This window comes from Streptomyces sp. NPDC047085, from assembly GCF_040643735.1.
Taxonomy (GTDB): Bacteria; Actinomycetota; Actinomycetes; order Streptomycetales; family Streptomycetaceae; genus Streptomyces.
The window spans coordinates 228,219-249,178 of sequence record NZ_JBEYUW010000008.1 but is presented as its reverse complement, the minus strand read 5'-3'; the positions used below and the strand labels follow the sequence as shown (position 1 = coordinate 249,178).

At 71.4% G+C, this 20,960-nt stretch carries 16 protein-coding genes; 10 read left to right on the top strand and 6 right to left on the bottom strand.

Annotation, left to right across the window (positions count from 1 at the left end; translation table 11 throughout):
- Positions 1-216 precede the first annotated feature (216 nt).
- Positions 217-348, top strand: a complete 132-nt coding sequence (locus tag ABZ865_RS26540; RefSeq protein ID WP_361235168.1) for a hypothetical protein — start codon at positions 217-219, stop codon at positions 346-348.
- 46 nt (positions 349-394) lie between these two features.
- Here the strand turns inward: ABZ865_RS26540 and ABZ865_RS26535 are convergent, their stop codons facing one another.
- A complete protein-coding gene (locus ABZ865_RS26535; RefSeq protein ID WP_361235165.1) occupies positions 395-1,996 on the bottom strand; it encodes a metallophosphoesterase family protein in 1,602 nt (533 codons plus the stop codon).
- A gap of 142 nt (positions 1,997-2,138) precedes the next feature.
- Between ABZ865_RS26535 and ABZ865_RS26530 the strand changes: the two genes are divergently transcribed.
- Together ABZ865_RS26530 and ABZ865_RS26525 are read left to right on the top strand one after the other, a co-directional pair.
- On the top strand, positions 2,139-3,182 hold the full coding sequence (locus ABZ865_RS26530) for a 3-isopropylmalate dehydrogenase (protein WP_361235162.1): 1,044 nt from the start codon (positions 2,139-2,141) through the stop codon (positions 3,180-3,182).
- Between the two features lie 244 nt (positions 3,183-3,426).
- Positions 3,427-4,515 (top strand): branched-chain amino acid aminotransferase, encoded by a 1,089-nt coding sequence (locus tag ABZ865_RS26525; protein ID WP_361235159.1) that lies wholly within the window; start codon positions 3,427-3,429, stop codon positions 4,513-4,515.
- A gap of 6 nt (positions 4,516-4,521) precedes the next feature.
- Here the strand turns inward: ABZ865_RS26525 and ABZ865_RS26520 are convergent, their stop codons facing one another.
- A complete protein-coding gene (locus ABZ865_RS26520) occupies positions 4,522-5,964 on the bottom strand; it encodes a cytosine permease (protein ID WP_361235156.1) in 1,443 nt (480 codons plus the stop codon).
- Positions 5,965-6,130: 166 nt separating this feature from the next.
- On the opposite strand from ABZ865_RS26520, the gene ureA reads away from it, so the two are divergent.
- From ureA to cimA, 5 genes are all read left to right on the top strand, one after another.
- Positions 6,131-6,862: an urease subunit gamma gene (gene ureA, locus ABZ865_RS26515; RefSeq protein ID WP_361235153.1), complete on the top strand. Its 732-nt coding sequence runs from the start codon at positions 6,131-6,133 to the stop codon at positions 6,860-6,862.
- Positions 6,859-8,583 (top strand): urease subunit alpha, encoded by a 1,725-nt coding sequence (locus tag ABZ865_RS26510; RefSeq protein WP_361235150.1) that lies wholly within the window; start codon positions 6,859-6,861, stop codon positions 8,581-8,583. Before ureA ends, ABZ865_RS26510 begins: the two co-directional genes overlap by 4 nt.
- Before the next feature lie 72 nt (positions 8,584-8,655).
- Complete coding sequence (locus ABZ865_RS26505; RefSeq protein ID WP_361235147.1) at positions 8,656-9,696, top strand: agmatine deiminase family protein; 1,041 nt, start codon at positions 8,656-8,658, stop codon at positions 9,694-9,696.
- A 75-nt stretch (positions 9,697-9,771) separates the two neighbouring features.
- Entirely contained in the window at positions 9,772-10,383 is a 612-nt protein-coding gene (locus ABZ865_RS26500; protein ID WP_361235144.1) for a TetR/AcrR family transcriptional regulator, read from the top strand.
- Positions 10,384-10,722: 339 nt separating this feature from the next.
- Positions 10,723-12,327: a citramalate synthase gene (cimA, locus tag ABZ865_RS26495; protein WP_361235141.1), complete on the top strand. Its 1,605-nt coding sequence runs from the start codon at positions 10,723-10,725 to the stop codon at positions 12,325-12,327.
- A 91-nt stretch (positions 12,328-12,418) separates the two neighbouring features.
- On the opposite strand, the gene ABZ865_RS26490 is transcribed toward cimA, so the two are convergent.
- A complete protein-coding gene (locus ABZ865_RS26490) occupies positions 12,419-13,108 on the bottom strand; it encodes a GPP34 family phosphoprotein (RefSeq protein ID WP_361235139.1) in 690 nt (229 codons plus the stop codon).
- 141 nt (positions 13,109-13,249) lie between these two features.
- A complete protein-coding gene (locus ABZ865_RS26485) occupies positions 13,250-15,118 on the bottom strand; it encodes a ricin-type beta-trefoil lectin domain protein (protein WP_361235136.1) in 1,869 nt (622 codons plus the stop codon).
- A gap of 249 nt (positions 15,119-15,367) precedes the next feature.
- Here ABZ865_RS26485 and ABZ865_RS26480 point away from each other — a divergent pair, with 249 nt between their 5' ends.
- Both ABZ865_RS26480 and ABZ865_RS26475 read left to right on the top strand, forming a co-directional pair.
- The gene (locus ABZ865_RS26480; RefSeq protein ID WP_361235133.1) at positions 15,368-18,394 is read left to right on the top strand and encodes a glycoside hydrolase family 3 N-terminal domain-containing protein; all 3,027 of its coding nucleotides are present in this window, start codon (positions 15,368-15,370) and stop codon (positions 18,392-18,394) included.
- 32 nt (positions 18,395-18,426) lie between these two features.
- Complete coding sequence (locus ABZ865_RS26475; protein WP_361235130.1) at positions 18,427-19,794, top strand: hypothetical protein; 1,368 nt, start codon at positions 18,427-18,429, stop codon at positions 19,792-19,794.
- Between the two features lie 51 nt (positions 19,795-19,845).
- Here ABZ865_RS26475 and ABZ865_RS26470 read toward each other — a convergent pair whose 3' ends face one another.
- Both ABZ865_RS26470 and ABZ865_RS26465 read right to left on the bottom strand, forming a co-directional pair.
- Positions 19,846-20,085 (bottom strand): hypothetical protein, encoded by a 240-nt coding sequence (locus ABZ865_RS26470; protein WP_361235127.1) that lies wholly within the window; start codon positions 20,083-20,085, stop codon positions 19,846-19,848.
- A gap of 245 nt (positions 20,086-20,330) precedes the next feature.
- Complete coding sequence (locus ABZ865_RS26465) at positions 20,331-20,942, bottom strand: YceI family protein (RefSeq protein ID WP_361235124.1); 612 nt, start codon at positions 20,940-20,942, stop codon at positions 20,331-20,333.
- Positions 20,943-20,960: the final 18 nt, after the last annotated feature.

Sequence of the window (20,960 nt, the reverse complement as noted above, 5' to 3'; positions counted from 1 at the left end):
TCCGCTGTCTCAGATACTAGGAAGCCCGAGTATTTATGCAGACAGACGCGGCCGGCTCCCTTAGCGTTGAAGGAGCCGAACGACTCGCTCGATCAAGCGAATGGCGGTCGTGAGCCGGGCCCTGCGCAGGCAACCCCTGCGGGCCGCTCGCCGCCACGGCGTCTCGTAACCCCTTTCTGCCGTGCTCCAGGTCATTCCCGAAGGAGTCGATTTCCCATGGCCGAGACGACCAGCCGCCGCCGAGTCCGTCACGCGTCCCGCACGAGCGAGACCGAGCGCAAGAGGGCCGCCGACGCCCTCCAGCGCGCCCTCGACCGCCGCGACAACGGCGGTGCGACCGGCCACTGAGCCGGACGCACCAGCAACCACCCGAGAACCCTGAGGCGGCGCGGCCTCAGCCGCCGCGTCGCACCTCGAAATGGTCGATCCGCCGGCCGTCCTGCGCCAGGGCCGACACGTCGAGCCGCGGGGACGGCCCCGGCCGCGCCTCCACCGACAGCAGTGAGAAGCCGGTGTACCGCACCCGCGACCAGTGGGCCGTCTCCGGCGCCCGCTCCTTGTCCTTCGTCCAGTGGTACGTCTCCACGGAGTCGTGCCGGGTGACGTGCCCCTCGTAGCTGTCCGCGGTGCCGGTCGGGAAGCCGTACAGGTCCCGGCCGCCGCCGCCCGCGGTGACGTACACGATCCCGTCCCGAGCGGGGTCGGTCGAGCCGCCGACGGGCACCGCGCGGCCCACCCGCCCGTCCGTGAGGGCGTCCGTGCGCTCGTACACATGGTTGTGACCGTTGATCACCAGGTCCACCCGGTGGCGGGCGAACAGCGGCAGCCACGCCGCGCGCACCCCGCCGTCCGAGGCGTGCTGCGAGGTGGAGTACGCGCAGTGGTGGAAGAACACCACGATGAAGTCGACACCCTTGGCCGCGCGCAGCTCGCCCAGCTTCGCGTCCAGCCACTTGGTCTGCCGGCCGCCGCTGTGGCCGAAGTTGGCGGGGATCTCGTACGACACGTCGTTGGCGTCCAGCGCGACGAATCCGACGTTGCCGTAGGTGAACGCGTAGGCGCCCGGCGTCCCATGGGGGTCGAAGCCCGTCTCCGGCAGGGAGAACCGGGCGAGTTGGCCGCCGTAGCCGTCCGGCGAGTACCAGGCCTCCATGTCGTGGTTGCCGGTGGTCACCATCCACGGCACCGAGCGCGCGACCGGCTCGTTCTGCTTCAGGAACAGGTCCCAGAACGTGGGGTCGTAGCCGTCCGAGGTCCGGCCGGTCCCGTTGACGTCCGCGTAGCAGATGTCGCCGGCGTGCAGATGGAAGGCGGGCTTCCGGCGCAGCAGCAGGTGGTCGTTGGCGTTCGCGGCCGTGCCCACGCCCTGGTCGCCGAAGGCCGTGAACACGAACCGCTCCGGGGCCCGGGGCGCGGTGCGGAACTCGGCGACGGCCGAGCGGTGGGCGGGGGCGGCCGGGTCCCAGCCCGCGTGGCCGACGCCGTAGTAGTACGTCGTACCGGGTTCGAGACCGTCCAGCGCCGCGTGCACGTAGTACTGCTCGACCGCCGGCCGCACCCCCTGCACCCCCGGGGTGTGCAGCGGGCGCACCTCGGCCTCGACGCGCCGGCCGAGGTCGTCGGGCCGCGTTCCGACACGTACGTACGGCCGCTTGACCGCGAACGGCACCTGCCAGGAGATCCGCATCGCCGTGCGCGGGTCCGCCCCGAAGGCGAGATGGCGGCCGAAGGGCCGGACGACCGAGCCGGGCAGCCGTGTCGCGGCCGGTGCGGGGTGTCCCGTCGCACCGGACGCCGAGGAGCAGCCGGTGAGCAGGCCGCCCGCCGCCGCGCCGGTCGCCACCGCGGCGGCCGTCACCAGGGTGCGGCGCGGGACCATGCGGGTGCGCAGGTACTCGTACTGCTCGGCCATGCTCATCCGCTCGGCGAGCCGGCGCGGGATGCCGAAATCGGGGACGGGGGGTCCGGGGGGTGTCCCCTTGGAAAACGCTGCCATGAGGGGGAAGGTTCCACCGGATCCCAACCCCCGCCCCGCATACGCGTGAACGCCAGTCGACAGGGTGAAGCCGAGGGCGGTTCCGGTGTCCGGATGGCGGACAACCCGTGTCATTCCATGGGACGAGGAGTAGGGTGCCGACATGTCTCGCAGCATCGATCTCGCAGTGATCCCCGGTGACGGTATCGGCCAGGAGGTCGTGGCCGAAGGCCTCAAGGTGCTCTCCGCCGTGCTTCCGCAGGATGTGAAGCTGGAGACCAAGGAGTACGACTTCGGGGCCAAGCGCTACCACGCCACCGGTGAGACCCTCACCGACGCCGACCTCGACGCGCTCAAGCAGCACGACGCCATCCTGCTGGGCGCCATCGGCGACCCGAGCGTACCGTCCGGCGTCCTGGAGCGCGGCTTCCTGCTCAAGCTCCGCTTCGCCTTCGACCACCACGTCAACCTCCGCCCGTCGAAGCTCCTCCCCGGCGTCGCCACCCCGCTGGCCGGCCAGCCGGAGATCGACTTCGTCGTCGTCCGCGAGGGCACCGAGGGCCCGTACACCGGCAATGGCGGCACCATCCGCAAGGGCACCCCGCACGAGGTCGCCACCGAGGTCTCCGTCAACACGGCCTTCGGTGTCGAGCGCGTGGTCCGCGACGCCTTCGAGCGTGCCCAGGCCCGCCCCCGCAAGAAGCTCACGCTGGTCCACAAGAACAACGTGCTGACCTTCGCCGGGCACCTGTGGACGAACATCTTCAACAAGGTGGCCGAGGAGTACCCCGAGGTCACCACCGACTACATCCACGTCGACGCGGCGACGATCTACCTCGTCACCCAGCCCGAGCGGTTCGACGTCATCGTCACCGACAACCTCTTCGGCGACATCATCACCGACCTCGCCGCGGCCGTCTCCGGCGGCATCGGCGTGGCCGCCTCCGGCAACATCAACCCCAGCCGCGAGTTCCCGTCCATGTTCGAGCCGGTGCACGGCTCGGCCCCGGACATCGCCGGCCAGGGCAAGGCCGACCCCACCGCCACCGTCCTGTCCGTCGCCCTGCTGCTGCGCCACCTCGGCTACGACGCCGAGGCCGACCGCATCGACGCGGCGGTCACCGCCGACCTCACCGAGCGCGCCGGCAAGCCGGCCCGCAGCACCTCGGAGATCGGCGACGCCCTGGCGGTACGAGTAGCGGGCTGACCCGTCGGACTCACACCAAGCCGCCGGGTCGCATCCGCGCCCGGCGGCTTTTCCTCTGCGGTCGTCGGGTGCCACCATCAATCTCAGGGCCGCTTTCACCCCGATTCCTTCGGTCCGGCAGCTCCGCGTGATAATCGGACGCGGAGCCGCGGTATGAGGGAAAGCTCGGACGTCCTAGCACTGACGACTGGCAGTATGGGCGTGAGCGCGGCCCGTCACTACAACCGGTGAAGGACAAGCACTCATGACGACGCCCACGATCGAGCTCAAGCCCTCCGCCCGTCCGCTCGCCGCCGCGGAGCGCGAGGCGATCCTGGCCAACCCCGGATTCGGCCGGCACTTCACCGACCACATGGTGACGATCAAGTGGACCGAAGGGCGCGGCTGGCACGACGGCCAGCTCGTTCCGTACGCGCCGATCCCCCTCGACCCGGCCACGAACGTCCTGCACTACGCCCAGGAGATCTTCGAGGGCCTGAAGGCCTACCGCCAGCCCGACGGCTCGGTCGCCATGTTCCGCCCGGACCAGAACGCCAAGCGCTTCCAGCGCTCCGCCAAGCGCCTCGCCATGCCCGAGCTGCCGGTCGAGACGTTCATCGAGGCCTGTGACGCGCTGGTCCAGCAGGACATCGACTGGGTGCCCGCGCACGGCGGCGAGGAGTCCCTGTACCTGCGCCCGTTCATGATCGCCACCGAGGTCGGCCTGGGCGTCAAGCCGGCCAACGAGTACCTGTTCCTCGTCATCGCCTCCCCGGCCGGCGCCTACTTCAAGGGCGGCGTGAAGCCGGTGTCGATCTGGGTCTCCGAGGACCGCGTCCGCGCCGTCCCCGGCGGCATGGGCGACGCCAAGACCGGCGGCAACTACGCCGCCTCCCTGCTCGCCCAGGCCGAGGCCGCCGCCAAGGGCTGCGACCAGGTCTGCTACCTCGACGCGGTCGAGCACCAGTGGGTCGAGGAACTGGGCGGCATGAACCTGTACTTCGTGTACGGCGACAAGATCGTCACACCGACCCTGACCGGCTCCATCCTGGAGGGCGTCACCCGTGACTCCCTGCTGGCCGTCGCCCGCGACCTCGGCTACGCGTCCGAGGAGGGCCGCGTCTCCGTCGAGCAGTGGCAGCGCGACTCCGAGAACGGCACACTCACCGAGGTCTTCGCCTGCGGCACCGCCGCCGTGATCACGCCGGTCGGCACCGTCAAGCGCGACGGCGCCGAGTGGCGGCAGGGCGACGGCGAGCCCGGCGAGGTCACGCTCCGACTCCGCCAGGCCCTCCTCGACATCCAGCGGGGCAAGACCGAGGACAAGCACGGCTGGATGCACAAGCTGGGCTGAGGCCCCCTAACTGTCGGCAGGCACGCTCAGGGCCGCCTCGGACTCCGTGTCCGCGGCGGCCCCTGCGCGTTCAGGGGCCCACGTCAGCGCCACGTAGACAAGACCGCCGACCAGCCCCGACAGCAGGAAGCTGCAGTCCACCCCGCCGGTCAGCCGCAGCAGCGGGCCCTCGTACGACGGCAGGGACACCGCCAGCAGGCCGACCGCCGCGCCCGCCGCCCAGGAGACGGTGGCCCGGATGTTCCAGCCGGCCCGGTACCAGTAGATCCCGCCCCGCGAGCGGCGGTTGAAGACCTGGAGGGCGTCGGCGTCGTAGACACCCCGGCAGCGGACGAAGCCGATGAGGGTGATGACCGCCCAGGGGGTGCCGATGGCGGTGAGCAGGAGCACGAAGGACGTCATCGCGGACTGCGCGTTCCAGGCGTAGTGGCCGACGAAGACGCAGGCCGTGGCCACGACGGCGACCGTGTAGGTGGCGCGGGCGCGGGAGGCGCGGGGCAGGATCGCGTCCAGGTCGAGGCCCATGGAGTACAGCATCAGGCCGGCGTTGCCGACCGAGCCCGCGGAGGCGGACAGCAGCAGCGGGATCAGGTACCAGGTGGGGGAGGCGGACACCAGCGGGCCCGCGTAGTCGGTGGCCGCGCGGGCCGCGTACGCGGTGAAGGTGCCGAACAGCTGGGGCACGAGCAGGCCGAGGATCAGGCCGAGCCAGGTGGCGTGCAGGACGCGCCGGCCGGAGTGGCGGGACGGGGAGATGTAGCGGGTGTAGTCGCCGAGCAGGGTGATGAAGGCGATCGGCCCGGACAGGCCCGCCGCCACCGCCGCCAGGAACCAGGTCGGCCAGAAGGAGCCCAGCAGATAGCCGCCCGCGTCCGGCAGCGCCGAGGTCGTGAAGTGCGGGGCGTAGGCGAAGATCCCGAGGGCCAGCAGGGCCGTCATGCCGATGGCCAGCACCCGGGACATGGCGAGCAGCACCCGGTAGCCGTACACCGCGCCCGCGACCGTCGCCGCGGCGAGCACCGCGTAGACGAGGGCGTACGACACCCCGTCCGCGGGCAGGCCGATCAGCCGGCCCAGCACGCTCAGCATCACGTCGCCGCCGATCCACACCGTCAGCGCGGTGTAGCCGAGGGCCAGCAGCAGGCCGACGACCGAGCCGACCAGCCGGCCCCGCACGCCGAACTGGGCGCCGGAGGACGTGGAGAGGTTGGTCGCGGTGCGCAGGGAGACCAGCGCGAGCGGGGCCGTGAACAGGGTGCCGATCACCGTGCCCGCCACGATCGCGCTCACCGACGCCCACCAGCCGAGCCCGAAGGACGGCGGCAGCCAGCCGAAGATGATCACTCCGAGGCAGAGATTGGAGCCGAGCAGGATCGAGACCAGGTCCCGTGGACCGCTGGTCCGTTCCTCGTCGGGGATGGTGTCGACTCCGCGCTGTTCGATCGGCATGGCTGGTCTCCTTCGACGGCCGCCTGAGGGCTGAAGCTAGGTTTGAGCGAGGTTTGAGCGACGTTCAATGTGACGTGAACAGTGGTCGTCGGTCAATGCTTCTGTTTCATGAAGAGTGTGTTTAGAGTGATGCTCTAAACTATGGAAGACAAGGAGGTGCCGCGTCGTGAGACTGACCCCCACGGAACGTGACCGGCTGCTGCTCTTCGGAGCCGCCGAGCTGGCCCGGGCCCGCCGGGCGCGCGGCCTCCGGCTGAACGTGCCGGAGGCGACCGCGCTGATCGCGGACACCGTCTGCGAGGCCGCCCGCGACGGCCGGCGCCTCTCGGAGGCCATCGAGGCGGCCCGGTCGGTCCTCGGCCCCGAGGACGTGCTCCCGGGCGTCGCCGACGTCGTCACCGAGGTGATGGTGGAGGCCGTCTTCGACGACGGCTCCCGGCTCGCGGTGGTCTCCGACCCGATCGGCGCCGGTTCGGGCCCGGAGGGTCCCGGCGCGCTGCTGCCGGGCCCCGAGCACGCCGAGCCCGAGCCGGCGCTCCGGCTCACGGTCACGAACACCGCGACCGTCCCGGTCTCCGTCACCTCCCACTTCCACTTCTTCGAGGCGAACCCACGGCTGGACTTCGCCCGGGAGCGGGCCTACGGGATGCGGCTCGCCGTGCCCGCCGGGTCCTCGGTGCGGTTCGGGCCGGGGGAGAGCGCCGAGGTCGGGCTCGTACCGATCGGCGGCGAGCGGATCGCGATCGGCTTCGCCGGCCTGGTCGACGGGCCGCTCGACGCCCCCGGGGCCAAGGAGGAGGCCCTGCGCCGGGCCGCCGCCTGCGGATATCTCGGAGTCACCGATCCCGGGACACCGCGGGACCCGCACACCGTCACACCGGAAGGAGGCGAGCGATGAGCCGCTCGAAGGGACGAGAGATCAGCGAGTCGGTCCACGTCGACCCCCACGCCTACGCGGCCACCCACGGCCCCCGCGCCGGCGACCGCATCCGCCTCGGCGACTCCGGACTGACGATCCGCGTCGAGTCGGACGCCCAGAAGTACGGCGACGAGTTCCTGGCCGGCTTCGGCAAGACCGCCCGTGACGGGCTGCACCTGAAGGCCGCCGCCGTCCGCGAGACCTGCGACGTCGTGATCAGCAACGTCGTCGTGATCGACGCGGCGCAGGGCATCCGCAAGGTGTCCATCGGCATCCGCGAGGGGCGCATCTGCTCCATCGGGCGGGCCGGGAACCCGGACACCCTCGACGGCGTCGACGTCGTCGTCGGCACGGGCACGTCCATCGTCTCCGGTGAGGGGCTCATCGCGACCGCAGGTGCCGTCGACACCCATGTGCACCTGCTGTCGCCGCGGATCATGGAGGCATCCCTCGCCTCCGGCGTGACCACGATCATCGGGCAGGAGTTCGGCCCGGTGTGGGGCGTCGGCGTGAACTCGCCCTGGGCGCTCAGGCACGCCTTCGGCGCGTTCGACGCCTGGCCGGTCAACATCGGCTTCCTGGGCCGGGGTTCGTCCTCCCACGGCGCGCCCCTCGTGGAGGCGCTGGCCGAGGGCGGCGCCTGCGGCTTCAAGGTGCACGAGGACATGGGCGCCCACACCCGCGCCCTGGACACCGCGCTGCGCGTCGCCGAGGAGCACGACGTCCAGGTCGCCCTGCACAGCGACGGCCTCAACGAGTGCCTCTCGGTGGAGGACACCCTGAAGGTGCTGGAGGGCCGGACCATCCACGCCTTCCACATCGAGGGCTGCGGCGGCGGACACGTGCCCAACGTGCTCAAGATGGCGGGCGTGCCGAACGTCATCGGCTCCTCCACCAACCCCACCCTGCCCTTCGGCCGGGACGCGGTCGCCGAGCACTACGGCATGATCGTCTCCGTCCACGACCTCAAGACCGACCTGCCCGGCGACGCGGCCATGGCTCGCGACCGTATCCGGGCCGGCACGATGGGCGCCGAGGACGTGCTGCACGATCTGGGCGCGATCGGCATCACCTCCTCCGACGCGCAGGGCATGGGCCGCGCCGGTGAGACCGTCCGCCGTACGTTCGCGATGGCGGGCAAGATGAAGGCCGAGCTGGGTCCGATGGAGGGTGACGGCGAGGGCGACGACAACGCCCGCGTCCTGCGCTACATGGCCAAGCTGACCATCAACCCCGCCATCGCCCACGGCCTCTCCCACGAGGTCGGCTCGATCGAGACCGGCAAGCTCGCCGACATCGTGCTGTGGCGCCCCGAGTACTTCGGCGCCAAGCCGCAGCTCGTGCTCAAGGCCGGCTTCCCGGCGTACGGAGTGACCGGCGACCCGAACGCGGCCACCGACACCTGCGAGCCCCTCGTCCTCGGCCCGCAGTTCGGCGCGCACGGCGCCACGCCCGCCGAGATCTCCGTCGCCTTCGTCTCCCAGGCCGCCGTCGACCAGGGCGGCGACACCATGCCCACCGGGCGCAGAAGGGTCGCCGTGCGCGGCACCCGGGGCATCGGCCCCGCCGACCTGCGCCTCAACGCCCGTATCGGCGCGGTCGACGTCGACCAGCGCACCGGCCTGGTCACCCTCGACGGCGACCCGCTGTCCTCCGCGCCCGCCGACTCCGTCTCCCTCAACCGCCTCTACTTCCTCTGACCCCCGGACCCCGGACCCTCTGCCTCCCGGACCCTCGGACCCCCGTACACCAGGACACAAGGACCTCGACAGATGACCACTCCCGCCGCCGACGGCTTCCGCATGCCCGCCGAGTGGACCCCGCACGAGCGCACCTGGATGGCGTGGCCGGGCCCCAACCCCACGTTCGACGATCCGGAGGACCTCGCCGCCTCGCGCCTCGCCTGGGCCTCGGTCGCCCGTGCGATCAGCCGCTTCGAACCGGTGACCGTGGTGTGCGGCCCCGGCCAGTCGGCCGACGCCGGCGCCCTCCTCGGCCCCGCCGTCAGCACGGTCGAGCGCGAGCTGGACGACGCCTGGATGCGCGACATCGGCCCCACCTTCCTCACCGACGGCAAGGGCGAACTGGCCGCCGTGGACTGGACGTTCAACGGCTGGGGCGCCCAGGACTGGGCCCGCTGGGAGCACGACTCGAAGATCGGCGCCTACGTCTCCGACCTCGCGGGCGCGAAGACGTACGCCTCCAAGCTGGTCAACGAGGGCGGCGCGATCCACGTCGACGGCGCGGGCACCGTCCTGCTGACCGAGACCGTGCAGCTCGGCCCCGAGCGCAACCCGCACTGGTCCAAGGCGGAGGTCGAGGCGGAGATCCACGCCCACCTCGGCACCAGCAAGGCGATCTGGCTGCCGCGCGGCCTCACCGGCGACTACCCGCCGCACGGCTTCGGCACCCTCGGCCACGTCGACATCGTCGCCGCCTTCGCCCGGCCCGGCGTGGTCGTCGCCCACCACCAGCCGGACCCGGCCCACCCCGACCACGAGGTCACCAAGGAGGTCATCGGCATCCTGAAGTCGGCGACCGACGCCCGCGGCCGCGCCCTGGAGGTCGTCGAGGTGCCCGCGCCGACCGTCCTGGAGGCCGACGGCCACTGGGCCGACTACTCCTACATCAACCACTACATCTGCAACGGCGGCGTCGTGCTGTGCGGCTTCGACGACCCGCGCGACGAGATCGCGGCCGGGATCTTCCGCCGGCTCTTCCCGGAGCGGACGGTGACCCTGGTGGACGCCCGTACGATCTTCTCCGGGGGTGGTGGCATCCACTGCATCACCCAGCAGCAGCCGAAGGTCTGACAACCAGGACCTGACACGCCAGGGCCTCACGGACGAGGCCTGGCACACCAGGTCTGACACACACAGGAGCAGCAGATGGCCGGTGCGGCCCGTGCGCGCAGGAACGCGCCGCCCCGCGAGGAGGTCCTCGCCGCCGCCATGGACATGATCGCCGAGCGCGGTCTGGAGAAGCTCACCATGGCGGGGCTCGGCCGCGAGGTCGGGATGAGCAGTGGCCATCTGCTGTACTACTTCCACTCCAAGGACGAACTGCTGCTGCAGGCCCTGGAGTGGAGCGAGGGACGGCTCGGCGCCGAGCGCGGCCGGCTGCTCACCCGCGCGGGAAGCGCGCGCGAGCGCCTGGACGCGTACGTCGACCTGTACGTCCCCGACGGCCACCGGGACCCGCACTGGACCCTGTGGCTGGAGGTCTGGAACCGCTCGCAGAACGCCGACGACGACGCCCGTGAGCGGCAGGCCGCCATCGAGGGCGCCTGGCACCGCGATCTGGTCGCGCTGCTCGCCGAGGGCATCTCGCGGGGTGAGTTCCGCCGGGTGGACGCCGACCGGTTCGCCGCCCGGCTGCGCGCCCTCCTCGACGGCTTCTCCATCCACGTCGCGGTCGGTCTGAGAGGCACCGACCGCGCGCAGATCATGTCCCACGTACGGGAGTTCATCGCCGACGCGCTGCTTGCGACGGACACCTGACGGCCGGCTCCCGCGCAGGTCAGCGCGGTGCGGTATCCGTCATGGCGACCGAATCCTGAGATGGGCGGGAAGCTCGGCACGGTTCTGTGCCAGACTTCCTCCGTGCTCTCGTTCGCCATGATTATTGGCAGCAGGCGCGCCGGTCCGCAGTGACCACCTCGTACGACCAGGTGCGGGTGGCACCGTCGTCCTCAGACCCGCGCGCAGACCTCTCGCACCCGCGAGGGGTTTTTTGTTTTCCGGCCCACCTTCAGCCGGTGACGGAGCGCGAGGGATAGTGAGAACGGTGGAGCCGGTCATTCGGTAACGACCGACATCCAAAACAGGAGCCTTGAGACCATGACCGAAACCAGCGAGCTCGACGATTCGTTCCACGTCTTCGACACGACGCTGCGCGACGGCGCGCAGCGCGAGGGCATCAACCTCACCGTCGCGGACAAGCTGGCCATCGCACGGCACCTGGACGACTTCGGCGTGGGCTTCATCGAGGGCGGCTGGCCCGGCGCGAACCCCCGGGACACCGAGTTCTTCGCCCGCGCCCGGGAGGAGATCGACTTCAAGCACGCCCGGCTCGTCGCCTTCGGCGCCACCCGCCGCGCCGGCGCCAAGGCGGCCGACGACCCGCAGGTCAAGGCACTCCTGGACTCGGGCGCCCCGGTCATCACCCTCGTGGCCAAATCGCACGACCGGCACGTGGAGCTGGCGCTGCGCACCACGCTGGACGAGAACCTGGAGATGATCCGCGACACCGTCTCCCACCTGCGCGAGCAGAACCGCCGGGTCTTCGTCGACTGCGAGCACTTCTTCGACGGCTACCGCGCCAACCCCGAGTACGCCAAGGCGGTCGTCCGTACGGCCTCGGAGGCCGGCGCGGACGTCGTCATCCTCTGCGACACCAACGGCGGCATGCTCCCCGCGCAGATCCAGGCCGTCGTCTCCACGGTCCTCGCCGACACCGGCGCCCGGCTCGGCATCCACGCCCAGGACGACACCGGCTGCGCGGTGGCGAACACGCTGGCGGCGGTGGACGCGGGCGCCACGCACGTCCAGTGCACGGCGAACGGCTACGGTGAGCGCGTCGGCAACGCCAACCTCTTCCCGGTGGTCGCGGCCCTGGAGCTGAAGTACGGCAAGAAGGTCCTGCCGGAGGGCCGGCTGCGCGAGATGACGCGGATCTCCCACGCCATCGCCGAGGTCGTCAACCTCACCCCCTCGACGCACCAGCCGTACGTGGGTCTGTCGGCGTTCGCGCACAAGGCGGGCCTGCACGCCTCCGCGATCAAGGTCGACCCGGACCTGTACCAGCACATCGACCCCGAGCAGGTCGGCAACACCATGCGCATGCTGGTCTCCGACATGGCCGGCCGTGCCTCCGTCGAGCTGAAGGGCAAGGAACTCGGCGTCGACCTCGGCGGCGACCGCGAGCTGGTGGGCCGCGTCGTCGAGCGGGTGAAGGAGCGCGAGCTCAAGGGCTACACCTACGAGGCGGCCGACGCCTCCTTCGAACTCCTGCTCCGCGCCGAGGTGCAGGGCAAGCCGCTGAAGTACTTCGAGGTCGAGTCCTGGCGGGCCATCGTCGAGGACCGTCCCGACGGCATCCACGCCAACGAGGCCACGGTCAAGCTGTGGGCCCTCGGCGAGCGGATCGTCGCCACCGCGGAGGGCAACGGCCCCGTCAACGCCCTCGACCGTGCGCTGCGCGTCGCCCTGGAGAAGATCTACCCCCAGCTCGCCAAGCTGGACCTCGTGGACTACAAGGTCCGCATCCTGGAGGGCGTCCACGGCACCCAGTCCACGACCCGCGTCCTGATCTCCACCAGCGACGGCACGGGCGAGTGGTCCACGGTGGGCGTCGCCGACAACGTCATCGCCGCGTCCTGGCAGGCCCTGGAGGACGCCTACACGTACGGCCTGCTGCGGGCCGGGGTGGAACCGGCGCAGTAAGCCGCGCTGCGGCGCAAGGGTGCGCGGGCCGGGCCTCCGTCGCCTGTCGGCCGACGGGGCCCTCCCGGCTCGGTGCGCTGCCGGATGTCCGTCAGGGGGCGCGCCAGACGTTGTCGAAGGCCGCGTCCTCGATCCGCCGCCGCTGACGTACGGCCTCCAGCTCCGTGAGGGCGCCGTTGACGGTGGCCAGGACGGTGACGACCGCGTCGTCGGGCAGGTCGGTGGCGTTGTCCGGGCTGCTGTCCGGGGTGTCGTCCGGGCGTTCGTCACGGGTGCTGTCGGGGGCGTGGTCCGGGGCGGTGTCCGCGTCCTCCTCGGGGGTGCCCTTCGGGATGCCGAGGGCGGCGGCGAAGCCGACGAGGACGGGCTCCCGGGAGGCCCAGCGCTCGGCCGCGTGGCGCCGGGCCGGCGAGTCGACGGGTGCGCGCCGCTCAGCGCGCGGGCGCAGCCAGCGGTGCCGGGATCCGCCGCCGTGCTCCTGCGCCTCCCGTTCGGCGGCATAGGCCGAGGCCAGCCCGCGCCCCCGGCGCCACAGCCAGTCCTCGACGGTCTCGTACGGTGCCTGCCGGGTCAGCGCCGCGGCCGCGTCGTCCAGCAGCCGGTCACCGGTGGCCGGTGCCAGTCCGGGCACGATCCGGTCGTCGTCCAGGGTGACGGCCTCGGCGGCGAGCAGATCGACCAGCTCGGCTCCTGCCAGGGCGAGCGACAGATCTCCCTGCTCGACGGGACGGCTGGACGGGACGTCCAGGGTGACGAACAGCAGATCCTGGGGTGTGGTCATCTCGGCTCCCGGTGCGCTGTCTCGGTACGGCCCACACCACCACCATGCGACCGACGAGCCCACCCAGCCAGTAGGCACCCCCGGGGATCCGCCCTCTGGACCGCTTCGCGGGGGTCCAGAGGGCGGATCCCCTGGTCACCGCTACTGCAGGTGCCATTTCTGGTTGGCGGCGCCAGTGCAGGACCAGATCTGTGCCCGTGCTCCGTTGGCCGAGGAGTTGTCAGTCACGTCCAGACACTTGTCGGCGGCGGTGTTGACGACGTCACCCGTGGCGGAGTTGTAGGACCACCGCTGCGCCCCGGTCCCGTTGCAGTCGTACAACTGCACCTTCGCCCCGTCGGCCGTGGATCCCGACGTCACGTCGAGGCACTTGCCGAGGGCCTGGACCGAGCCGTCGGGCTGGACGGTCCAGCGCTGGGCCGCGGTGCCGTTGCAGTCCCAGAGCTGCACCGCCGTGCCGTTCGCGCTCGAACCCCCGGACACGTCCAGGCACTTGCCCGCGAGGCCCACGAAGGACCCGGACGTGCCGCCCCCGCCGGACTGGGTGCCGGACCACGTGAAGGTCGCGGAGGTCTTGCCGGGGAGGGAGTAAGTGGCGTGCTGGGAGCCCCAGTTGATCGTGATGGTCCGCGCCGAGGACGAGCCGTTGTAGGCGATCAGCGCCTTGCTGCCGTCCGGGTTGCGCCACGCCACGTTCGGCACGGCGGCCGACGCCGTGGACGCGATCCGCTGGGCGCCCGGGCGGACGAACTTCGTCAGGTGGCCCATGTCGTAGTACTCGACGGTGTAGTCGACCGTCCCGCTCGCACCGTCCCCGTTGTGCACGGTGACCAGCCCGGTGCAGGTGCCGCAACCCCCGTTGTGCGGACCCATGTTCTGGTCCACGGCCAGCGACCACTTCGTCACCGACTTCGCCCAGTTGCGCGTGTAGTCGATGATGTTGGACATGTCCTCGCGCTGCTGGTCGGCGATCCACGTGCCCCCGGAGTGCTCGGTGCCGAACGCGTCCAGCGAGGGGTACTGGTTGTGCACGGTGGTCTGCTTGCCGATGTCACCGCCGTAGCCGTGCCAGGCGATCCCGCCGAAGTTGGGGTGGTTGCGCACCGCCGCGTCGTCCACGGTCTGGGCCGCGTAGGAGTCGTAGACGTCCCAGTTCCAGTCGTGCGCCAGCACCTTGGTGGAAAGCCCCGCCTCCTGCAGCTTCGGCAGCAGCTCGCTCTTCGTGAAGTACGCCAGCCCGCTCGCGTTCCAGCTCATCGACGGATACCCGGAACAACACGTCGGCTCGTTCTGCGCGGTGACGTACGAGACCTTGACGCCCTGGGCCTGGTACGCCTGAAGGTACTTGACGAAGTACGACGCGTACGCCCCGTAGTCCTCGGCCTTCAGCCAGCCCCCGTTGAGCGAGTCGCTGTCCTTCATCCAGGCCGGCGCCGTCCACGGCGAGGCCATCACGGTCAGTGACGGGTTCAGCTGGAGCGCTTGTCTTGTCAGCGGGACGACGTCGGCGAGGTCGTGGGCGATGGAGAACCGGTTCAGGCCCGGGTCGCTCTGGCCGGCCGGCACGTCGTCGTACGTGTAGCCGTAGCGGGCGAGATCCGAGGCGCTCATCGGATTGCGCAGGAACGACAGCCCGATCCCGTCCGTCGGCGAGAACAGCTTGCGCATGGTCGCGTCCCGGGTCGCCTGCGACAGCGCCCCGCTGCTGTTCATGAGCCAGGCCGCGGTGTCCGTGAAGGACGCGCCGCCGCCGGTGAAGGTCTGGTACCGGGTGTTCTCGTCCACGGTGACGTTCTCGCCGCCGCCACCGGTCCCGGCCTGGAAGGCGAACGGCGTCTGCGCCTGGAGTCCGCGCACGACATGCCGTCCGGCGGAGTCGTCCGTGGTGGTGAGCCAGGCCGTCACCTGTTCCCCGGCCGCGTGCGCGGACGGCATGCCGAGGGCCGTCAGCCCGGCGGTGGTCAGCAGCCCGGCCAGGAGCAGCCGGGCCGCGCGCAGGCGTCTTCTCATGGTGCGCCGCCCTTCGTGAGGTGGGGGATGGGGGGCGTGCGAGGCGTGAGTAAATGACGGCTCGGAGGGCGCGTCAAGGGGTCGCGCATTCATTTCCCGAACGCACAACTCACGTTTAACGGCAGGCGGTTGGTTCTGTATCACTTCTGACGTGAAGTCTTGACGGTACGTGGAGGCGTGAGTTAACTCACGACCTGATCTAAGTCATGAGTGAAACAAGAGCGTGAAACCAGAGCCGAGGGAAGGTACATGCGAAGAACCGCCCTGCTCGTCTCCGCCGCACTCCTCGCCGGTCTGCTCCCCTGGGCGACCGCGCGGGCCGCCGACGAACCCGCCCCCGTCCCCGTCGACCGCTTCGAGGGTGAGGTCCCCTTCGCCGCCCAGCCCGCCGAGGGCATCTTCACCTGGGGCGGCGACTCCGACGACCCGCCCGCCCTGGAGCTGGCCGCCCGCGCCGACGCCCCCGAGGGCACCAAGGTCCTCGCCGGCAGCTACGACATCAGCGGTTACGGCGGCTTCACCCACGACTACGCCGCCGGCGAGCCCGCCCACGACTGGTCCGCGCACCGGGGCATCCGGTTCTGGTGGGACGGCCGGAACAACGGCAAGAAGATCGCCTTCGAGATCAAGGACGGCGGCGCGAACGGCGAGGCCTCCGAACTCTGGACGACCTCCTTCACCGACGACTTCACCGGCTGGAAGCTGATCCAGATCCCGTTCACCGACTTCACCTATCGCACGGACTACCAGCCCGTCGGCGGCATCGACCACGTCCTCGGCCTCACTCAGATGTGGGGTTACGCCGTCACCCTCCCGGTCGGCGTCAAGGGCCACTTCGCCATGGACGGCGTCGAGTTGTACGGCACGGCGGACCAGTCCCTGCGGGCCTCCGTCACCACCGACGCGGCCGTCCACCCGGTGAAGGAGGGCGACACGGCCACCGTCCGGGTCACCCTCGCCACCACCGGCGCCAAGCCCGTCGACGACCCGGTGACCGTCGGCTACACCACCGAGGGCGGCACCGCCGAACCCGGCAAGGACTACACCCCGGTCTCCGGCACCCTCACCTTCCCGGCCGGCACCGCCTCCGGTGCCTCCCGGACCATCCAGGTCCCGACCCTGAAGGACAAGGCGGCCGAGTCCGCCGAGACCATCCCGCTCAAGCTCACGGTGACCGGCGCCAAGGCCCCCGCCGAGAGCCCGCAGGTCGTCATCGACGCGCACGGACTGCCGTACCTGAACGCCAAGCTCCCCGTGAAGAAGCGGGTCGCGGACCTCCTCGGCCGTATGTCGCTGCGGGAGAAGGCCGGCCAGATGACCCAGGCCGAGCGCGGCGCCGTCGGCCGGCCGGGCGACATCGCCGACTACGACCTCGGCTCGCTGCTGTCCGGCGGCGGCTCCACGCCCACGCCCAACACCCCCGAGGCATGGGCGAAGATGATCGACGGCTACCAGCTCCGGGCCCAGGCCACCCGCTTCCAGATCCCGCTGATCTACGGTGTCGACGCGGTCCACGGCCACAACAACCTGGTCGGCGCCACGGTCATGCCGCACAACATCGGCATCGGCGCCACCCGCGATCCCCGGCTCGCCGAGAAGGCGGGCGCGGTGACGGCCGCCGAGGTCCGGGCCACCGGCATCCCCTGGGACTTCGCGCCCTGTCTGTGCGTGAGCCGCGACGAACGCTGGGGCCGCTCCTACGAGTCCTTCGGCGAGGACCCGGCCCTCGTCCAGTCCATGGAGACGGTCATCCAGGGCCTGCAGGGCCGCGCAAACGGCAAGGACCTGAGCCGGGGCGACAAGGTCCTCGCCACCGCCAAGCACTTCGTCGGCGACGGCGGCACCGCGTACGGCTCCTCGACCACCGGGAGCTACACGACCGACCAGGGCGTCACCACGGTCACCCGGCAGCAGTTGGAGGCCGTCCACCTCGCGCCGTTCGGGACGGCGGTGGACCGGGGCGTCGGCACGGTCATGCCGTCGTACTCGTCGCTCGACGTCATCGGCGACGGACGGGGCCCGGTGAAGATGCACGCCCGCGCCGACATGATCAACGGCGTCCTCAAGGGCCGCATGGGCTTCGACGGCTTCGTGATCAGCGACTGGAACGCCATCGACCAGCTTCCCGGCGACTACGCGTCCCACGTCCGCACGTCCGTCAACGCGGGCGTCGACATGATGATGGTGCCGTACACGTACAAGGACTTCACCGCCACGCTCGTCGACGAGGTGACGGCCGGCCGGATCAGCGAGCGGCGGATCGACGACGCCGTCTCCCGGATCCTGACCCAGAAGTTCCGGCTGGGCCTGTTCGAGCATCCCTACGCCGACACCGGCGGGGCCGCCGCGATCGGCTCCCCGGCGCACCGGGAGGTGGCCCGCCAGGCCGCCGCCGAGTCGCAGGTGCTGCTGAAGAACAGCGGCGGACTGCTGCCCCTGAAGAAGAGCGAGAAGGTGTACGTCGCAGGGTCGAACGCCGACGACATCGGCAACCAGACCGGCGGCTGGACCGTCACCTGGCAGGGCTCCTCCGGGAACATCACCCCGGGCACCACCATCCTCCAGGGCATGCGCGAGGCGGGCGGGAACGTCACCTACTCCAAGGACGCCTCCGCGCCGACCGGCGGCTACGACGTGGGTGTGGTCGTCGTCGGCGAGACCCCGTACGCCGAGGGCGTCGGTGACGTCGGCAACGGCCACGACCTCCAGCTGTCGGCCGCCGACAAGGCCGCCGTGGACAAGGTGTGCGCGGCCATGAAGTGCGCGGTGCTGACCGTCTCCGGCCGGCCCCAGCTGATCGGCGACCGGCTCGACCGGATCGACGCGCTGGTGGCCTCCTGGCTCCCCGGCACCGAGGGCGAGGGCGTGGCCGACGTCCTGTACGGCAAGCGGCCCTTCACCGGGCAGCTCCCCGTCACCTGGCCCCGGTCGCAGGAGCAGCTGCCGATCAACGTGGGCGACGCGTCGTACGACCCGCAGTTCCCCTACGGCTGGGGTCTGACCACCCTCGCCGAGGCCCCGCAGGGCGGCGCGGGCACGCTGCGCGCGCTCGGCGCGGCGGCAGCGGCGGCCGAGCGGGCGGGCGACGGCCGGGCCGGCCGGGCGCTGGTCACCAAGGCGCGGCTGATCGTCCAGCGGAAGGCCGGGCAGCGGGTCACCGCGGCGATGGCGGGGCCCTTCGCCGACGCCGACCATCTGCTGCTGACCGGGAAGTACGGAAAGGCGGTGCGAAAGCTGGAGGAGGCGTACAAGGCGGCTGCCAACCCGGCCGCATGACCGGTTTGGGAGGCTTCGGGTAGCTTCGAACCATGAAGGCCGTCCCGCGGACCCGAAGCCTCCCCGCCCTGCTGCTGGCCGCGCTGGCGCTGGTCGTGGCGACCGTGCTCGCACCCGGTGCGAGCGCGGTCACCGGCGTCTCCGCCATCGCCGAGGCCCTCCACAAGAGCCCGGTCTACGTCGACCCCGCCGCCTCCGGCCAGTTGTCCTCCGCCGACGCCGACGCGCTCGCCCGGAAGATCAAGGACGCGGACAAGCCGCTGTTCATCGCGGTCCTGCCGGCCGGCTATCCGACCGCGAACCTCTTCTCCGACCTGCGCGCGGCCACCGGCGTCACGGGCCTGTACGGCATCCGCCTCGGCGACCGCTTCGACGCCCGCGCCGACTCCTCGGTGATGTCGGCCACCGCCCGGCGGAACCTGGTGGCGAGCGTCCAGGGCGAGGACGCCAAGGCCCAGCTCAACGACTTCACCGACCGGGCCCTGCCCACCATGCGCGGGCACGCGCCGTCGAGCTGGGGCTCCGCCGGCGGCGGGGGAGTGTCCGGGACGGCCCTGATCACCGCGGGGGTGATCGTGGTGGCCGGCGGCGCGGGTGCCTACGCGCTGGTCCGCCGCAGCCGCCGGCGTCGCGCCGAGGAGCAGCGGGTGGCGCTGGACCGCCTGCGGGTGGTCGTGGACGAGGACATCACCGCCTTCGGCGAGGAACTCGACCGGCTGGACTTCCACCCGGCCGAGGCGGGCGCCGACGACGCCATGCGCGCGGACTACGAGCGCGCGCTGGACGCCTACGAGAACGCCAAGCAGCGCATGGCCGAGGCCCGGGGACCCGAGGACGTCCGCGCGGTCACCGAGGCGCTGGAGGACGGCCGCTTCTCCCTCACCCAACTGGCCGCCCGCCGCGAGGGCCGCCCGCTGCCGGAGCGCCGTCCGCCCTGTTTCTTCGACCCCCGGCACGGCCCCTCCGTGTCCGACGCCACTTGGACCCCGCCCGGCGGCAGCCCCCGCGAGGTGCCGGTCTGCGCGGCCGACGCGACCCGCCTGGCCGACGGCCGCGACCCGGTGATCCGCGAGGTCGACACCGAGTACGGCCGCCGCCCCTACTGGGACGCGGGCCCTGCCTACGGCCCCTGGGCGGGCGGCTACTTCGGCGGCGGCATCCTCCCCGGACTGCTCGTCGGCACCCTGCTCGGCGGCATCATGGCCACCCCGTCCTACGCGGCCGACTACGGGTCCGGGTACGGCGATTTCGGCGGCGGCCACGAGGGCGGCGACGTGTCGGGCACGGACTTCGCCCCCGACGACTTCGGCGGCGGCTTCGGCGACGGAGGGGACTTCGGGGGCGGCGGCGACTTCGGCGGCGGGGACGGCGGGGGAGGGGACTTCGGCGGGGGCTTCTGACCGCGGGTCCGGGGCGCCGGGCGCGGCTCCGGGGTGCGGGGGCCGAGCGGGTCACCTGAAGTCGTGCCGACGGCTGACCGGAGAAGGTCGCAGCGCGTACCGCTCACCGGCGGCGTGCCACCAGCGGGGCGGCGACGGCCCGTCCACGACGGAGGTCGGCTGGGCGGGATGCAGGCCCAGGCGCCGCAGCGCACGGGCGTCGACGTTCACGCCGAAGGTGCCGTGCCAGTGCCCGTCGTCGCGGAGCCCGCACATGAGGTCGATCCGCACCTCCTCCGGTGCGAACGGCATCCAGTCGATGCCGCGTTCCCGCAGTCAACCCAGGAGGGCGAGCACGGGCCGGGGACACCCGGGCAGGTTCTCGTAGCCGAAGAGGTGGACCCAAACGTCCCATTCGGGTTCGGTGAACGATGTCATCGAAGCATCCTGGCACGCGCACGCGAGCGCCCGCCCTCCCTTTTCGGGGGAGTGGAGGGCAGGCGCGCTCGGGGTGCGGGTCGCCGCGGCGGGACGGGCCGGGCCGGACCGCCGGAGGCTCACGCGTTCTTGATCGCCGAGATGTCGAAGTTCAGCTTGATCTTGTCGGAGACGAGGACGCCGCCGGTCTCCAGCGCCGCGTTCCAGGTCAGGCCCCACTCGGAGCGCAGGATCTCGGCCTTGCCCTCGAAGCCGACGCGCTCGTTGCCGAACGGGTCCTTCGCGGCGCCGTTGAACTCCAGGTCGATGGTGAGCGGCTTGGTCACGCCGAGGATGGAGAGGTCACCGGTGATGCGGTAGTCGTCGCCGCCCAGGGACTCCGCCTTGGTGGAGCGGAAGGTCATGGTCGGGAACTCGTCGGTCTTGAAGAAGTCGGAGGACTTCAGGTGACCGTCGCGGTCGGCGTTGCCGGTCTCGATGCTGTCCATCGTCACGTCGATCGTGGCGGTGGACTTGCTCGGGTCGGCGCCGTCCAGGTGCAGCGTGCCGGTGAAGTCCGTGAAGCTGCCCTTGACGTTGGTGACCATCGCGTGGCGCGCCACGAAGCCGATCGTGGTGTGCGCGGGGTCGATCGTGTAGTCACCGGTCAGCGAGGCCAGGTCGGCGCCGGCTGCGGCGGGCGCCGCGGCGGCGGGCTGGGGCTTGCTTTCCTTGCGGCCGAAGATGCCCATGAGGTGCTCCTAGTGTCT

Coding starts and splice junctions, on each gene's coding strand:
- ABZ865_RS26540 (WP_361235168.1), top strand. CDS start 217: ATGGCCGAGACGACCAGCCGCCGCCGAGTCCGTCACGCGTCCCGCACG.
- ABZ865_RS26535 (WP_361235165.1), bottom strand. CDS start 1,996: ATGGCAGCGTTTTCCAAGGGGACACCCCCCGGACCCCCCGTCCCCGAT.
- ABZ865_RS26530 (WP_361235162.1), top strand. CDS start 2,139: ATGTCTCGCAGCATCGATCTCGCAGTGATCCCCGGTGACGGTATCGGC.
- ABZ865_RS26525 (WP_361235159.1), top strand. CDS start 3,427: ATGACGACGCCCACGATCGAGCTCAAGCCCTCCGCCCGTCCGCTCGCC.
- ABZ865_RS26520 (WP_361235156.1), bottom strand. CDS start 5,964: ATGCCGATCGAACAGCGCGGAGTCGACACCATCCCCGACGAGGAACGG.
- ABZ865_RS26510 (WP_361235150.1), top strand. CDS start 6,859: ATGAGCCGCTCGAAGGGACGAGAGATCAGCGAGTCGGTCCACGTCGAC.
- ABZ865_RS26505 (WP_361235147.1), top strand. CDS start 8,656: ATGACCACTCCCGCCGCCGACGGCTTCCGCATGCCCGCCGAGTGGACC.
- ABZ865_RS26500 (WP_361235144.1), top strand. CDS start 9,772: ATGGCCGGTGCGGCCCGTGCGCGCAGGAACGCGCCGCCCCGCGAGGAG.
- cimA (WP_361235141.1), top strand. CDS start 10,723: ATGACCGAAACCAGCGAGCTCGACGATTCGTTCCACGTCTTCGACACG.
- ABZ865_RS26490 (WP_361235139.1), bottom strand. CDS start 13,108: ATGACCACACCCCAGGATCTGCTGTTCGTCACCCTGGACGTCCCGTCC.
- ABZ865_RS26485 (WP_361235136.1), bottom strand. CDS start 15,118: ATGAGAAGACGCCTGCGCGCGGCCCGGCTGCTCCTGGCCGGGCTGCTG.
- ABZ865_RS26480 (WP_361235133.1), top strand. CDS start 15,368: ATGCGAAGAACCGCCCTGCTCGTCTCCGCCGCACTCCTCGCCGGTCTG.
- ABZ865_RS26475 (WP_361235130.1), top strand. CDS start 18,427: ATGAAGGCCGTCCCGCGGACCCGAAGCCTCCCCGCCCTGCTGCTGGCC.
- ABZ865_RS26470 (WP_361235127.1), bottom strand. CDS start 20,085: ATGCCGTTCGCACCGGAGGAGGTGCGGATCGACCTCATGTGCGGGCTC.
- ABZ865_RS26465 (WP_361235124.1), bottom strand. CDS start 20,942: ATGGGCATCTTCGGCCGCAAGGAAAGCAAGCCCCAGCCCGCCGCCGCG.